Genomic DNA, 12,987 nt, shown 5'->3' on the forward strand with positions numbered 1-12,987 from the left:
GGCCATCGACGGCGCGAACCTGCCCACGAGCCTGCATCCGGAGCTCAGGGGGTCGTACGCGGCGCTGAACTCGAGCCTGCTCCAGGGCCAGTCCACGGGCCCCTTCGCCTCGCAGTGGTGGCCGCAAAACAGGAACGGCATCGCGGACCGGTGGAACTCCGCGGTCAAGGACTACGGCGATCTGACGTCCGATCCAGACAATCTCTCGCCGGCCGAGAAGTACGATCTCCTGTTCTACGCGGGACAGGGCCGGTCCCTCCATGCGCCCGCGGGCACAATCACCTTGGGGATGGGCCGGGCTGACGGGCTGCGCGCTCCCCGGGCGACGCGCGTCGCGGGGCCGACGACGTACTGGGAGCTGAAGAACCACGGCCTGTATCAAGGGGTGACCCCGGAGTACTGGTGGGGACACTGCAACGGCTGGGCGGCCTACGTCGTCGCCGAGGACGGCGGGCCGCCGCAGCGCGACATCCGCGTGAAGCTCTCGGGTGGGAAGGTGACCACCTGCGCTTCGGTGGAGACGGGGTGCATCCTGTTCCGCACCGCCGATATCGAGGCGCTCATGACCGAGCTGTACCACAGCGACTCGGCCACGGTGTCCGGGCGACGCTGCGAGGCGCGAGAGGACCTCGTCCAGCGCGATCAGTACGGAAGGCCCGTCGATCCGGCGTGCCGCGACCTGAACCCCGGGACGATGCACATCGCCATGACCGGCCTCCTCGGGCTGGGCGCAAGCTCCATCAGCTCGACGTCGAGCGCTCGGGCGCGGCGCGCGTTCGTCGTCGACTACACCTGGCACCGCGAGGTGTGGAGCTACCCGGTCACGTCGTTCAACATCGACGCGATGGCGGAGGTGAGCGCGCAGGAGGCAGCACGGCTCGTCTGTAACGGCGGGTTCCAGGGGGCGGATTGCTACAATTACCGGTTCAACCCGTACGCGAGGCGCTTCGTCCGGGTCAGCGGGCGCTACGGGATGGTCTCGGACGAGGTGAGCCCCGAGCAGCTCCTCCAGCCCCCCGCGCAGCGCAACATCCCGGTCATGAACGTGGAGCTCCACTACGTGCTCGAGCTCGACGATCGGCTGGCGGTGATCGGCGGCGAGTGGATCAGGAACCCCGCCCTCGTCAACGGCATCAACGGCAAGTTGATGCACCCCGACTACCTGTGGCTCCCGGTGAGAGCGCAGGGCCCAGGGGAAGACGCCGACGATCTTGGCGGCTCCACGGACAACCCGTACATCGCGTACTCGCGCGCGAAGGCGCTGCTGAATCTGTCGCGCGCTGCCGTGACGGGGAGCAGGCCGTCGGAGTAACTCGGAGTGAAGTGATCGGAGTGAGCGCGCGCCGACGGCATCGGTGACCAGGCGCTGGCCATCGCGGTGAGCGCGCGCCGACGGCCTCGGTGACGAGGCGCTGGGCCATCGCTTTGCCGGCGCCGCGCCGCCGCGCGCCGGTCTACGATGGCGCCGCCATGGTGCACCTGGACGAGACGTTCGCCGCGGCGCTCCGCGGCGCGGACGTGCGGTGGCTCGCCGAGCACGTCGACGAGGCGCTCTGCAGCAAGGAGATGCTCCGCCAGCTCGTCAAGCACGAGGACGAGCGCGTGCGGTACCTCGGGCTCACGCGGATGGCCCAGGCCGCCCGGCGCGAGGGCAGCGCTGGGCGGCGAGAGCTCGCGGCGCTGCTCCCGCGCACGCTGCGCACGCTGGACAGGACGCCGGAGATCGCGCTGCTCCTCGCCGGGCTCTACCGCGAGCTGTGGCCCTCCCTCCCGGATCAGCGCCTCCCGGCGTGGCGCGAGGCCTCGCTCCCCGCCGCCGTCCGCGTCGCGTGGCTCCGGACCGAGATCCTCACGCGGCCGGAGGCCCTCCGCGACGAGCCCGCCGGCGAGCTCCTCTACCAGGCGCTCCACGCGCTCGATCCGGCCGAGATCCCCGCGCCCGAGGCGCTCCTCCCCGAGCTCGCGGCGCGCCGCGATCCGGTCCTCGCGGCCGCGGCGCTCGACCTCACCCGGCGATGCCTGCACGCGGCGCTGCTCGCGCCCGATCAGGCGCGCGCGGTGCTCGCCGCGCTGCTCGACGCGGCGGCGCCCGCGATCGTCGCAGGCGCGCTGCGCGAGCTCGCCGCGCCCTGGGCCGTCCTCGCCGGCGCGCCGCTCCCGGGCGCGCGCCTGGAGCAGCTCCTCGACGGCGCCCCCGAGGTGGCCGCCGCCGCGCTGGAGACGGCGGTGCGCCACGGCGAGGGCGCCGCGCTCCGCGCGTTCGTCTCCCGCGAGGACGCGCCGCCGCGGCTCCGGCAGCGGGCGCTCACGCTGCTCGGCGAGCACGCGACCCGCGAGGACGTCGGCGCCATCCTGAGCGTCGCGGCGGGCGATCCGCTGCTGCTCGGCCCGAGCGCGATCGCCTGCCTGCGCGCGCTGCACCGGCGCGGGCACTTCCCCGCCCCGGAGCACGCGGCGGCCCTGCTCGATCTCGCCCTCGCCGATCCCACGATCGCCGCGGAGGACGTCGCGGCGATCGCCTTCACCTGCCGGCGCGCGCTCCTGTCGGCGCTCGCCGCGGCGCCGGGCGGCGACGCGAGCTGGCCGCGCCGCGCCGAGATCATCGTCGCCATGGCGCGGCAGGGCGCGGCGGATCTCCCGCTCGGCGACGCGCTCGCCGAGAAGCTCCGCGACGCGCCCTCGCCCGCGCCCCTGCTGCGCGCGCTGGGCGCCCTGCGCCACGCGGCCGCGGAGGACGACGTGCTCGCCGCCCTGCCGCGCGCGCCCGCCGCGGCCCTGGAGGCGCTCGCCGCGATCGGCGGCCCACGCACGGCGGAGGCGCTCCGGGCCGCGCTCGGCCAGGGCGGCGCAGGCGCGGCCATGGCGCCGCACCTCCGAGGCGAGCGCCACCGCGCCGCAGCGCTGCTCTGGCACCTGACGGAGGATCCGGCGGACCGGCGCGCGCTCGTCGCCCGCCTGAACCCCCGGGACCTGCCCGCCGAGATCGCCGCCGACCTCGCCGGGGCCGAGGCGGCGGAGCTCGCGGTGCTCCAGCGCGCGGTGAAGCGGTGCACGCCAGCGGACGCGCTCAGGGCGCTCGCGCGCGCGGGCGACGCGAGCGCCCTCCCGGCGATCGCCGATCTGCTGCTCCGGATCGCGGCGGACCACGCCGCGGCGTGGGCCCCCGGCGGGCCAGCCGAGCCGCCCGATCGCGACCTCGACCGGGGCCCCGCGCGGCCCGCGGAGCCGGCGATCCCGGACGACGTCGCGGAGGCGATCCGCGGCCTCGGGCGGCGGCTCCACCAGCGCCGGAAGATCCGGCCTGTCTGCCTCCTCGACGTCGCGAGCGAGAGCGCGGCCGGCGACGCGCTGCTCGCGAGCCTCGCCCTCGATCTCCTCGACCGACCCGGCGTGTCCGCGGGCGAGCGCGCGCTCCTCGTCGACCTGCTGCGCTCGGCGCGCGGTCAGGCCGCCCGTTCGCGCGTCCCGCGCTTGCTCCGCCACCGCGATCCCCGCGTGCGCAAGCGCGTGATCGCGCTGCTCGCCGAGGACGGCGCCGAGGCGCTCTCGGCCAGCCTGACGCTCCTCACGGGCGCGGGCGACGTGCAGGCGGCGAGGCAGGCGCTGCGCGCGCTCGGGGGCATGGAGGCGCGCTGGGCCTGCCCCGCCATCGCCGCGTGCCTCGATCACCCGAACATGAGCATCAAGAAGACGGCGGCCGAGGCCCTGGCGCGGGCGGGCGGGCCCGAGGCCGTGCCGAAGCTCGTCTTCTGGCTCGGGCGCCACGACAACCCGGGGCTGCGCGCGGCGCTCGAGGCCGCGCTGCGGGCGATCGTCGGGCCGGCCTGCGAGGCGACGATCCTCGCCGCCGCGGGGGCCGCGGAGGACGAGCGCGCCCGCGACCGGCTGCTCGACGCCCTGAGCGGCAAGCTGTCGGCCCAGGCGATCCGGAGCGGGCTCCGCCAGGGATCGGCCGCGGCGGCGCGGCTGCTCGAGCGGGTGCTCGATGGCGAGATCGCCCTCGCCTCCGGGACCGCCGACGAGCTCGCCGTGGAGCTCGAGGCGCACGGGCTCTCTGCCCGCGAGCGAGGGCGGCCGGGCGCCGCGCCTCCCCCAGGCGCCTCGGACGCGCTCGCAGGCGCCGCGGACGCGCTCGCTGCCGCGCTCGCCCGCGACGGCTGGGACGACGCGACGGCGCGGCGCCTGCTCGAGCGGCAGGCGGCGCTGACGCACCGGTGGCTCGCCGCCCTGCGGAAGCTCGCGCCGGAGTGGCTCCGCCTGGCAGCGGACGAGCCGGCGCTGCGCGACGCGGCGCTCCGGCTGATCGTCCGCGCGTCCACCGCCCCGTGGTCGCCCGTCGAGGCGCGCCTGTACGCCCGGCACGCCGCGGTGCTGCTCGACGGGTTCGCCGCGGCGTCGGCCGATCTGCGCGACGGGCTGCTCCCGCTGCTCGAGAAGGCGGCGCCCGAGCTCGCGCGCGCCGAGGCGCTCGGCGTCGCGGCGCGCGTGCGCGGGCTCGCGCCGGCGCCGGGGGCGCGCCGATCGCCGCTCGCGCTACTGCGGCGATGCGGGGCGATCCTCGGGCGCGCCGACGTCGATCAGGCGCTCGCGATGGCGCGCGCCGCCGCCGATCCATGGACGGCCGAGCCGGCGATCCTGCGCGAGGCGTTCGGGGCGACGGCCGAGGCGGGCGATGGCGAGGATCCCGAGGGCGCGGCCGCGTGGCGGGCGGCGCTCCGGGCCGCGGCGCTGGAGCCGGCGGCGCTCGCGGCGCTCCGGGAGCGGCCGCGCGGCGGCCTCGGCTCGCGCGCGCAGCTGGCCGCGCTGATCGAGGTGTTCCCGGCCGCGGCCGAGCCGGCGCGGCCGGCGCTGCTCGACTGGATGGAGTCGCTCCAGCCGATCGGCGCGCCGCCCTGGACCCTCGCCGAGCAGGCGGCCGCGCCGAGCGCCGGCGCTCGGGTGCCCCGGCCGTCCGATCTCGACCAGCCGCGCTCGGCCGCGCTCCGCGAGCGCCTGCTGTCGATGCTGGCCGCGCCCGCGCCCGAGCTCCGGAGCAAGGCCGCCGTCGCGCTCCTCTCGTGGCCGGAGCCCGACGCCCGCGCCGCCGCGCTGGAGGCCTACCTGCGCGGCGACATGGACGGCGTGGACCCCCCGGGGCTGCCCTGCCTGGCGCCCTCGCTGCTCCATCTCTCCGAGGAAGAGCTCCGGGGCGACCCGGCCGACGAGGCGCGCCGGGAGCGCGCGGCGCGCCTGGTGGACCTGCTGACGCCGCCGCAAGCGGAGCGCCTGTTCCCGCAGCTGCTCTCGTGGTGGGAGTCGGGCGCGCCGGCGACGCGCGCGGCGGCGGCCCAGGCGATCCGCCGCGTCGCGCCCGACGCGCGGGCGGCTCGCCTGCTCGATCACCTCCGGCAGGGGGCGTGGGGCTACCTCGATCTGGTCGCGGGCGAGCGGCTGCTCCGGACGCCGGAGCTGGAGGCCGTGGTGGAGCGCCTCCGCGCCGAGGGGCGCGCCGATCTGGCCGGGCGCCTCTCGCTCGACGACGGCCCGCTCCGGCCGCCCGGAGGGGGACGCGCGGCCGAGGAAGCGCGGGCGCTGGAGGCGCTGCGCGCGCGCCCGGAGCCACAGGCGCCCGAGGCGAGCGACCGAGGTCCAGCGCGGCAGGAGCTCGTGCGGCTCGCGCGCGCAGGAGACGCGGAGCAGGCGCGCCGGGCGCTCTCGGCGCTGGCCGGGGCGCCCGACGGGGAGCTCGCGGCGCTGCTCGTGGAGCTGCTCGGCGATCGGCGCCCCCGGGTGCGGCTCCACGCGCACCGGCTGCTCCGCGACGCGGTCGATCGCGCCGCCTACCTGCGCGCGACGTGCGCGCTCCTCTCGGATCCGCTGCCGGACGTGGTCCGCTCGGCGATCCGGATCCTCTGCTTTGCGCCGTGGCCGCCGGCGCTCCCCGCGATCGTGGGCCTGCTCCTGCACCCGCACGCGGTCGTCCGCCGCGCGGCCGCGGAGGGGCTCGGGCACGTGGGCGCGCCGGCGATCCCCGCGCTCAAGGACGCGCTGGGCCGCGCTCGGCCGGACCGGCGCGAGGTCTATGCAGAGGTGATGAGGCGGATCGAGGGGCGGTGATCGAGCGGGGCGCCGCTCCTCAGTTGACCCGCGGCCCCGGCGCATCCACGGGCGCCGCTCCCGGCCCGAGCTCCCCTGCCCCGGGCGCGGCCGGCGGCGACACCACGCCGCGGTCGGGCTCGCCGAGGACGCAGGCCTCCTTCCCCTCGACGACCTTGCAGCGGTAGTCGGCCGGGCATTTCCCCCCGCACGGCTGCCGCACACACATCCCCGTAGCTGCGTCGCACGCCGTCCCTGTTGGACACGCCGCGTAGCAAGTGTCGTACAACGCGCGGTTTGCGACGGTCGACCCGGCCGCACCGACGAGGGCGGCCGCGGCGTCCACATAACCGGTGCCGCTAACCCCGGTGCCGGCGTTCTCGTCCCGGTCACCATCGCCATCAGGTGATGTCCGCACCGCCCTCGCGCCGAGCAGGAACTCCGGCGGTCCCTTCCGCGAGGTGAAGCACCCTGCCAGGATTCCAACCGAGCAGCAGGAGATCAGAAGGACGGTAATTCGCATAGAAGCGAGATCCTCCATACACACCGAAACGATTCCACGACAACGCAGGAGCACACTCCGGTACCATCGACGCGATGCAGGGGAGGGAGACGAGGTGAGTGAACCTGTGCACCTAGCGCCGTGGCCCACACCGCTCCGCTGGGAGGTACCGCCCAGGAGCTGGAGCGCCGGGAAAGCGTCGAGCCTGACCGTCACAGCAGGCGGCGAGACCGACCTGTTCCTCGATCCGGAGCGCACCCGGGGCGCGCTGAACGCGCCGCGCTTGCTCGGGACGCCGCACGGCGACTTCCTCGCCAGCGCGCGGGTGACGGTGGGCTTCTCGGCGGCGCGCGACGCCGGCGTGCTGCTCCTCTGGGCGCACGAGCGCTCGTGGGCGAAGCTCTGCTTCGAGCTCTCGCCGGAGGGCGCCCCGACGGTCGTCTCCGTGGTGACCCGCGGCCTGTCGGACGACCGCCGATCCTTCGAGGTCGACGCGGATCACGTCTGGCTGCGCGTCTCGCGGCTCGGGCGGGTGTGCGCGTTCCACGCCTCCACCGACGGGACGACATGGCACCTCGTCCGCAGCTTCTCGCTGGGCAGCACGGCGGAGCTCGCCGTCGGCTTCTCGGCCCAGTCGCCCGCAGGCGACGGCTGCACCGCGGTCTTCGACGACATCCGCTTCGCGCCGCGCCGCCTCGGCGACCTCCGCAGCGGAGACGGCGTGTACGGCGATGCGCTGGCGCGCGCCGGTCAGATGCCGCCGCTCACCGGGCTCGCCTTGCCGCTCCCGCACGTGCTGTGAAGCGCGGGCCGCGCGACGGCGCGCGGCCTCGTCCTGCGCGCGCCCCCGCGGCGCCCGTGAGCGCGCAGGATCCGGCGTGACGACGGCGCCAGGGACAGGCTTGTCCCTGGCCAGGATCTCCACATCCAAGTCGCTCGATTTCGTGTCCCTGGCGGCGTTCTCCATGTCCTGTCGCCAGGCTCGGTGTCCCTGGCGATCGTGTCGATCTTCGATGTCGGCCGTTTCCCTGTCTCTCGTGACGTTCTCCGTCTCCCTGTCGCGCGACTTTGCCCCGCGAGCGGAGATGTTTCGATGTCTGAAGAGACGCCAGTGACGCTGTAGCGTCGGGTGACAGACGCCCCGAGCATAGCTCTTGCTCGTGAATCCGACGAGGCTCGCGGACGGTGACCACCGGGGCTCCACCGCAACGAGTCTCCGTCGTAGAAAGAGGGGAAGTATGAGCAATCGTCGCAATCTCCAGAACTGGCTCGGCATGGCGCTGGTGACAGGGCTCGTCTGCGTCTCCGGCGCTGCGTGCGTGGGATCCATGGATCCGTCGATCGACAGCGAAGAAGCCGGCGAGACCGAGCAAGCGATCGTGAACGGCTTCGTGGCGGGGACCAGGCTCGATTGCACGATGTCGGGCCCCACCCCGACGGGGAGGCGGTGGGCATATCTGATCGTCGGCAATGACCAGTCCACCTGTTACCGGACTCCCAACATCCATCGCCCGGACCTGGCGCCGGAGACCGCCATCCACTGCCACTCTCTCGGCAGGAGCATCGGATGTGATTACATCCAGGACCTCTAGGTCCCATCCCATCAGGCGGCGGCGCGCGGCAGGGCGGCTCGGCGGAGCGTGACCGCCTGGTCGAGATCGAGGCGGCGCCGAGGGCGGTCGTGGCCCCCTCGACGCCGCGAACACCTCGCGTGGTGCACGCTGGCCCCTCCGCGCACCGCGGTCCTCCTCTGCGCCTGCGCGCCGGGCGCCCTCCGCGGGCGGGCGCTCTGCTGATCTTCCTGGCCGTTTCCCTCGCTCGCCGGACCCGGTAGTCTCGGGGCCGATGCTTGAAGAGAACACCCCTCAGGGGCCGCCGGCCGGCGAGAGCGCGCGCCGGGTCGGCGCGCTGTTCCAGCCCTTCTCGCCGGGTTTTGCGGACGACCCCGCGCGCGCGTTCTATCAGGTGGCCCACCGGGAGGCGCCGGTCGCTTACAGCGAGGCGTTCTCCGCCTACCTCGTCACGGGCCACGCCGAGCTCACGCAGGTGCTCCGCGAGCCGGTCCTGTTCTCTTCCGCGCACATCCTCGACCTGCCGCCGGATCTGCCGCCGGAGGTGATCGCCGAGCTCAAGCAGGGCGTGTACGAGCTGCCGCCGGCGCTCTTCAACAACGACCCTCCCGGGCACACGCGCGCGCGGGCGCTGTTCTCCAAGGGGTTCACGCCAGCGAGGGTCGCGTCGCTCGAGCCGGCGATCGCCCGGGCCGCAAACGAGCTGGTGAGCGCCATGGACCCCGGCAGCGGCCCTGTGGATCTGATGCAGGCGCTCGCCTTCCCGCTCCCCTTGCAGATGAGCGCCGCCCTGGTCGGGATACCGCTCGAGGACGCGCCCCTGCTCAGGGCCTGCCAGGACGAGCGGTTCACGCTCTACGATCCGACGGCCGACACGGCGCGCAAGGTGGAGGCGGCGCGGCGGTTCGTCTCCTACGAGCGCTACCTGACCGCCCTCATCGAGCGGCGCCGCGCCGAGCCCGCCGACGACCTCATCACCGCCCTGATCGGCGCCCGCGTCGACGGCGAGGCGCCGCTGTCGGTCGACGAGATGATCTCCCATATCATCGTCCTGTTCTTCGCCGGCTACGAGACCGTCGCGAGCCTGATCGGCTCGCTCGTGCTCCGCCTGCTCGAGGCGCCCGCGCTCTGGGACGCCATCGGCGGCGACGCGGCGCTGCTCCAGGCGGCGATCGAGGAGACGCTCCGGATCGACGCGCCCGTGCAGATGGAGCCGCGGCGCGCGACGGCGCCCGCGGTCGTCGGCGGCGTCGAGATCCCCGCGGGCGCCACCGCGTTCGCCTTCTTCGGGGCCGCCAACCACGACCCCACGGTCTTCCCGAGCCCGGAGCGGTTCGACGTGACCCGCCCCGTCGCCACCCCGCGCGGGCGGCACCTCGGCTTCGGCTGGGGGGTCCACACGTGCATCGGCGCTCCCCTCGCGCGCATCGAGGTGAGGTGCGCCGTGCAGGCGCTGCGCGCCGCGTTCCCCGGCCTGCGCCTCGCCGCCGCGGCGCGGCCGAGCTACGCGCCCAGCCTGTTCTTCCGAAAGCCCATGGCCGTGCCGGTGACGCTCGGCGCGGCGTAACCGCGTCCCGGGGGATCAGGAAACATCCCGATCCCGTGCCGAGGACGGCACATCGCAGGAGGCAAGGCACCATGACCAGAGATCTTCGCGCGCGCATCATGCACATCGTGGGAGCCGGCATGTTCACCGGCCTGTCGCTGGCTGTCGGCTGCCTCGATGGCGCCGTGGAGGGCGCGGAGACAGGTACGGGCGCGGGCGGTCAGGGCGGCGCCGGCGGTCAGGGTGGCGTCGGCGGGCAGGGCGGCGCCGGCGGGCAGAGCAGCGTCCAGACGAGGTGCTTCTCGCTGGAAGAGATCCAGCAAAACGCCGGCGACGGGGGCGGCGGGGCCGGCGGCGCTGGAGGGAGCGCCGAGGCCTGCCCGAGCGACTACCATCCGAACCCCGTGTCCTGCGTGAGCTACGAGAATGGCCGGCTGGAGGACGGCCAGTGCTGCTACGACGTCGACGACCCGGGCATCGGCGCCTGCGGCCGCCCGTTCCTCGTGGGCGGCGAGCCGCGCCTGGCCGGCGTCGAGGCGCGCGCCGACTGGGCGCTCGATCCTGCGACGGACGACGTGACCGCGCTCGATCCCGCGACGCGCGCCGCCCTCGCGGAGGCGTGGCTCGCCGACGCGCGCCTGGAGCACGCCTCGATCGCGTCCTTCGCGCGCTTCACGCTCGATCTGCTCGCCCTCGGCGCGCCGCCCGCCCTGATCGACGCCACGCACCGCGCCCTGTCGGACGAGCTGCAGCACGCGAGGACGTGCTTCACGCTCGCGAGCCGCTACGCCGGCCGGCCGCTCGGCCCGGGGCCGATGGCCATGGACGGCGCGCTCGGCGCGCCCACGCTCGCCGGCGCCGCGGCCAGCGCGGTGCGCGAGGGCTGCGTGGGCGAGACGCTCGCCGCGCTCCTCGCAAGCGCGCAGCGGGACCGCGCGCGCGACCCCGAGGCGCGCCGTGGCCTCGACAGGATCGCGGCCGACGAGGCCTCTCACGCCGAGCTCGCGTGGGCGTTCGTGCGCTGGGCCGTGGCGCGCGGCGGCGAGCCGGTGCGCGCGGCCGTGGCGCGCGCGTTCGACGAGGCGCTCGCCCTGCGGGGCGCGCACCTCGGCGAGCGCGCCGGGATCGACGCCGCCGCATGGCGTGACCACGGCCGGCTCACCGAGGCGGAGCGGGCGCGCTGCCACCTGGAAGCCGTGCGCGACGTGATCGCGCCGTGCGCAGATGCGCTGTTGTCCGCGCCCCTCTCCGCTCCCTCGCCCGACGCCAGCCCCGGCGCCGCGGCGTCGCCCTCGTGAGAGGATTCAAGAAAGCATCCATACCCCTGCCCCGATCCGCGTCCGTCGAGATCAGCCGATATCAGCCGACGTCAGTGGACATCAGTCGGCGTCGGGCGACGTCAGTCGACGTTGAGCCTCGCCGCAATGGCGCGCTGATGACCCAGCAGTTTCAAGCAGTTGTCGACAGATGGCGGCAGCAAAAAAACATCGCTGAGCGTGTCGATCTCGGGCCCGCCCGTTCGTCGTGACGGTAGAACCAGGGCGCATCCGGTCAGTGCCGTCCGGACGACCCGCTTCGAACCAGCACGACCCAGGAGAGGAGATACGACATGCGATCCATGATGACCGCGGTACCGGCCACCAACGACGCCAAGGTAGCGCAAGAGCAGCCGGATCACGCGCCGCCGCGCTCCGATCGCCAGACGAGGAGCGCGGTCGTGAGGCGCGTATCGATGGCAGCGTGCCTGTTCGTCGCCGCGTGCGGCGGCGCGGAGGACTCCAGCGATCCGGAGCCGACCGCGTGGAAGGACATGAACTTCGAGCAGCGCGTCGCCTACATGAACAGCGACGTCCTGCCGCGAATGAAGGAGGTGTTCGTGGCGTACGACCCGGCGTTCGAGACCATGGACTGCGCGACGTGCCACGGCGCCGACGGGCCCACGCGCGCCTACGCCATGCCGAGCCCGGTGATCGCCGTGCTACCCGACACCGAGGAGGGGTTCCTCGAGTACGTGCAAGACCCGGAGCACCCCGAGCGCGCGGAGTGGAGCACCTTCATGTTCGAGAAGGTCGTGCCCGAGATGGCCAGCCTGCTCCAGCGCGTCCAGTACGACCCCACGACCAACAGTGGCGACTTCTCGTGCAACAACTGCCACACGCTGGGGTCGGTCGAGCCGTGAAGCAGCCCGAGGGGGGGACGAGCGGCGCTGACCTCGGCCCCCTCGCGCCCGTCGGCGCACCTCCGCTCTCCGGTCCGCGTCCTTTTGGGACTGGCGCCTTCGCGTTGGTTTCGTCACATCCGGCGCCCTGATCCGCCAGTGTCGATCGGATCATCCTGCGCGGCCAGAGCGCCCCGCCGCTGCCGAGCCGACAGCCACGGCAGCGCCGAGAGGCCCGCACGCTCGACGGCGAAAGGTCGATCGCCGGGCGCCCGGCCCGGTATATCTCGGTCCAGAGGAGGTCTCCCATGTCCGACCCGACCGAGATTGCAGAGTGCAACGCGCAGTTCCTGGCCGCCTGGATCCACTTCAGCCGCTGCCTCCCCGGCCACCGGATCGAGCACGCGGACGGTGTCTCCGTCATCCTCTCGGGCACGGGCATGGCGCTGCTCAACATCGCCACGCTCTCCTCGCCGGCCGGCAACCTCACGGATCTGGAGCGCCGCGCGCGCATCGGCGCCGAGCTCGCCCGGACCGGCGGCGTTCCCTGGTTCTTCGCGCTGTCCGACAGCTGGGCGCCCGGCGGTGACGCGGAAGCGGCCGCCGAGCTCCTGGCCGGGCTCGGCTTCCAACCTGCGGTGTCGATCATGGGCATGGTGGCCGACGCGCTCCCCACCCCGCGGCGGGAGATCGCCGGCCTGGAGCTCAGGCGCGTGGGCGACGCCGAGACGCGCGCGGCCGTCGCCGATCTCAACTCCATCGCCTACGGCCTCCCGCTCCCCACCGGGCGCGCCGCCCTGGCCCACGAGGCGCTGTGGGACGACCGGGCGTTCGGGCGGGTCGGCTACGTGGGCGACCAGCCGGTGTGCTGCGCGGCGACGTTCATGGTGGCGGGGATCCGGTACGTGGGCTTCGTGGCCACCGCGGCCGAGCACCGGCGCAAAGGCTACGCCGAGGCGGTGATGCGCTGCTGTCTCGACGACGCGCTGAGCGCCACCGGCGCCCAGAAGACCGTCCTCCACGCGACGGACCTGGGGCGGCCCGTGTACGACGTGATGGGCTACCACGCGGTCACGCGCTTCGCCTTTTACACGCCGCCGCCGGACTACCTGCCGCCGACCCAGGCCTGATCCCG

Annotated in this window: 9 protein-coding genes (1 of these 9 running past the window's edge); 8 read left to right on the top strand and 1 reads right to left on the bottom strand. The window is 74.6% G+C overall.

Annotated elements, in window-relative coordinates:
* Together WME95_RS22345 and WME95_RS22350 are read left to right on the top strand one after the other, a co-directional pair.
* Window positions 1-1,312 carry the 3' portion of a hypothetical protein gene (locus tag WME95_RS22345; RefSeq protein ID WP_437910475.1) on the top strand. Its footprint begins 248 nt before the window's first position, so the window shows 1,312 of its 1,560 coding nt (coding positions 249-1,560); its start codon lies beyond the left edge, outside the window; the stop codon is at window positions 1,310-1,312.
* A 158-nt stretch (window positions 1,313-1,470) separates the two neighbouring features.
* Window positions 1,471-6,096 carry a HEAT repeat domain-containing protein gene (locus WME95_RS22350; protein WP_437910476.1) on the top strand — a complete coding sequence of 1,542 codons (4,626 nt, stop codon included), beginning with the start codon at window positions 1,471-1,473 and terminating at the stop codon, window positions 6,094-6,096.
* Between the two features lie 19 nt (window positions 6,097-6,115).
* On the opposite strand, the gene WME95_RS22355 is transcribed toward WME95_RS22350, so the two are convergent.
* The gene (locus tag WME95_RS22355) at window positions 6,116-6,598 is read right to left on the bottom strand and encodes a hypothetical protein (RefSeq protein WP_437910477.1); all 483 of its coding nucleotides are present in this window, start codon (window positions 6,596-6,598) and stop codon (window positions 6,116-6,118) included.
* A gap of 106 nt (window positions 6,599-6,704) precedes the next feature.
* On the opposite strand from WME95_RS22355, the gene WME95_RS22360 reads away from it, so the two are divergent.
* The 6 genes from WME95_RS22360 (at window position 6,705) to WME95_RS22385 (ending at window position 12,982) form a co-directional block, all read left to right on the top strand.
* The gene (locus WME95_RS22360) at window positions 6,705-7,379 is read left to right on the top strand and encodes a DUF1349 domain-containing protein (RefSeq protein WP_437910478.1); all 675 of its coding nucleotides are present in this window, start codon (window positions 6,705-6,707) and stop codon (window positions 7,377-7,379) included.
* Between the two features lie 436 nt (window positions 7,380-7,815).
* Complete coding sequence (locus WME95_RS22365; protein WP_437554560.1) at window positions 7,816-8,169, top strand: hypothetical protein; 354 nt, start codon at window positions 7,816-7,818, stop codon at window positions 8,167-8,169.
* Between the two features lie 253 nt (window positions 8,170-8,422).
* On the top strand, window positions 8,423-9,715 hold the full coding sequence (locus tag WME95_RS22370; RefSeq protein ID WP_437910479.1) for a cytochrome P450: 1,293 nt from the start codon (window positions 8,423-8,425) through the stop codon (window positions 9,713-9,715).
* Between the two features lie 71 nt (window positions 9,716-9,786).
* Entirely contained in the window at window positions 9,787-10,992 is a 1,206-nt protein-coding gene (locus tag WME95_RS22375; RefSeq protein ID WP_437910480.1) for a ferritin-like domain-containing protein, read from the top strand.
* Between the two features lie 311 nt (window positions 10,993-11,303).
* Entirely contained in the window at window positions 11,304-11,873 is a 570-nt protein-coding gene (locus WME95_RS22380; RefSeq protein ID WP_437910481.1) for a hypothetical protein, read from the top strand.
* Window positions 11,874-12,160: 287 nt separating this feature from the next.
* A complete protein-coding gene (locus WME95_RS22385) occupies window positions 12,161-12,982 on the top strand; it encodes a GNAT family N-acetyltransferase (RefSeq protein WP_437910482.1) in 822 nt (273 codons plus the stop codon).
* Window positions 12,983-12,987: the final 5 nt, after the last annotated feature.

The sequence above is a fragment of the Sorangium sp. So ce327 genome (genome assembly GCF_051530205.1).
Taxonomy (GTDB): domain Bacteria; phylum Myxococcota_A; class Polyangia; order Polyangiales; family Polyangiaceae; genus Sorangium; species Sorangium cellulosum_B.

What these genes read in the sequence shown, in the direction of transcription:
- WME95_RS22350 (WP_437910476.1), top strand. Translation starts at nt 1,471, where the DNA reads ATGGTGCACCTGGACGAGACGTTCGCCGCGGCGCTCCGCGGCGCGGAC.
- WME95_RS22355 (WP_437910477.1), bottom strand. Translation starts at nt 6,598, where the DNA reads ATGCGAATTACCGTCCTTCTGATCTCCTGCTGCTCGGTTGGAATCCTG.
- WME95_RS22365 (WP_437554560.1), top strand. Translation starts at nt 7,816, where the DNA reads ATGAGCAATCGTCGCAATCTCCAGAACTGGCTCGGCATGGCGCTGGTG.
- WME95_RS22370 (WP_437910479.1), top strand. Translation starts at nt 8,423, where the DNA reads ATGCTTGAAGAGAACACCCCTCAGGGGCCGCCGGCCGGCGAGAGCGCG.
- WME95_RS22375 (WP_437910480.1), top strand. Translation starts at nt 9,787, where the DNA reads ATGACCAGAGATCTTCGCGCGCGCATCATGCACATCGTGGGAGCCGGC.
- WME95_RS22380 (WP_437910481.1), top strand. Translation starts at nt 11,304, where the DNA reads ATGCGATCCATGATGACCGCGGTACCGGCCACCAACGACGCCAAGGTA.
- WME95_RS22385 (WP_437910482.1), top strand. Translation starts at nt 12,161, where the DNA reads ATGTCCGACCCGACCGAGATTGCAGAGTGCAACGCGCAGTTCCTGGCC.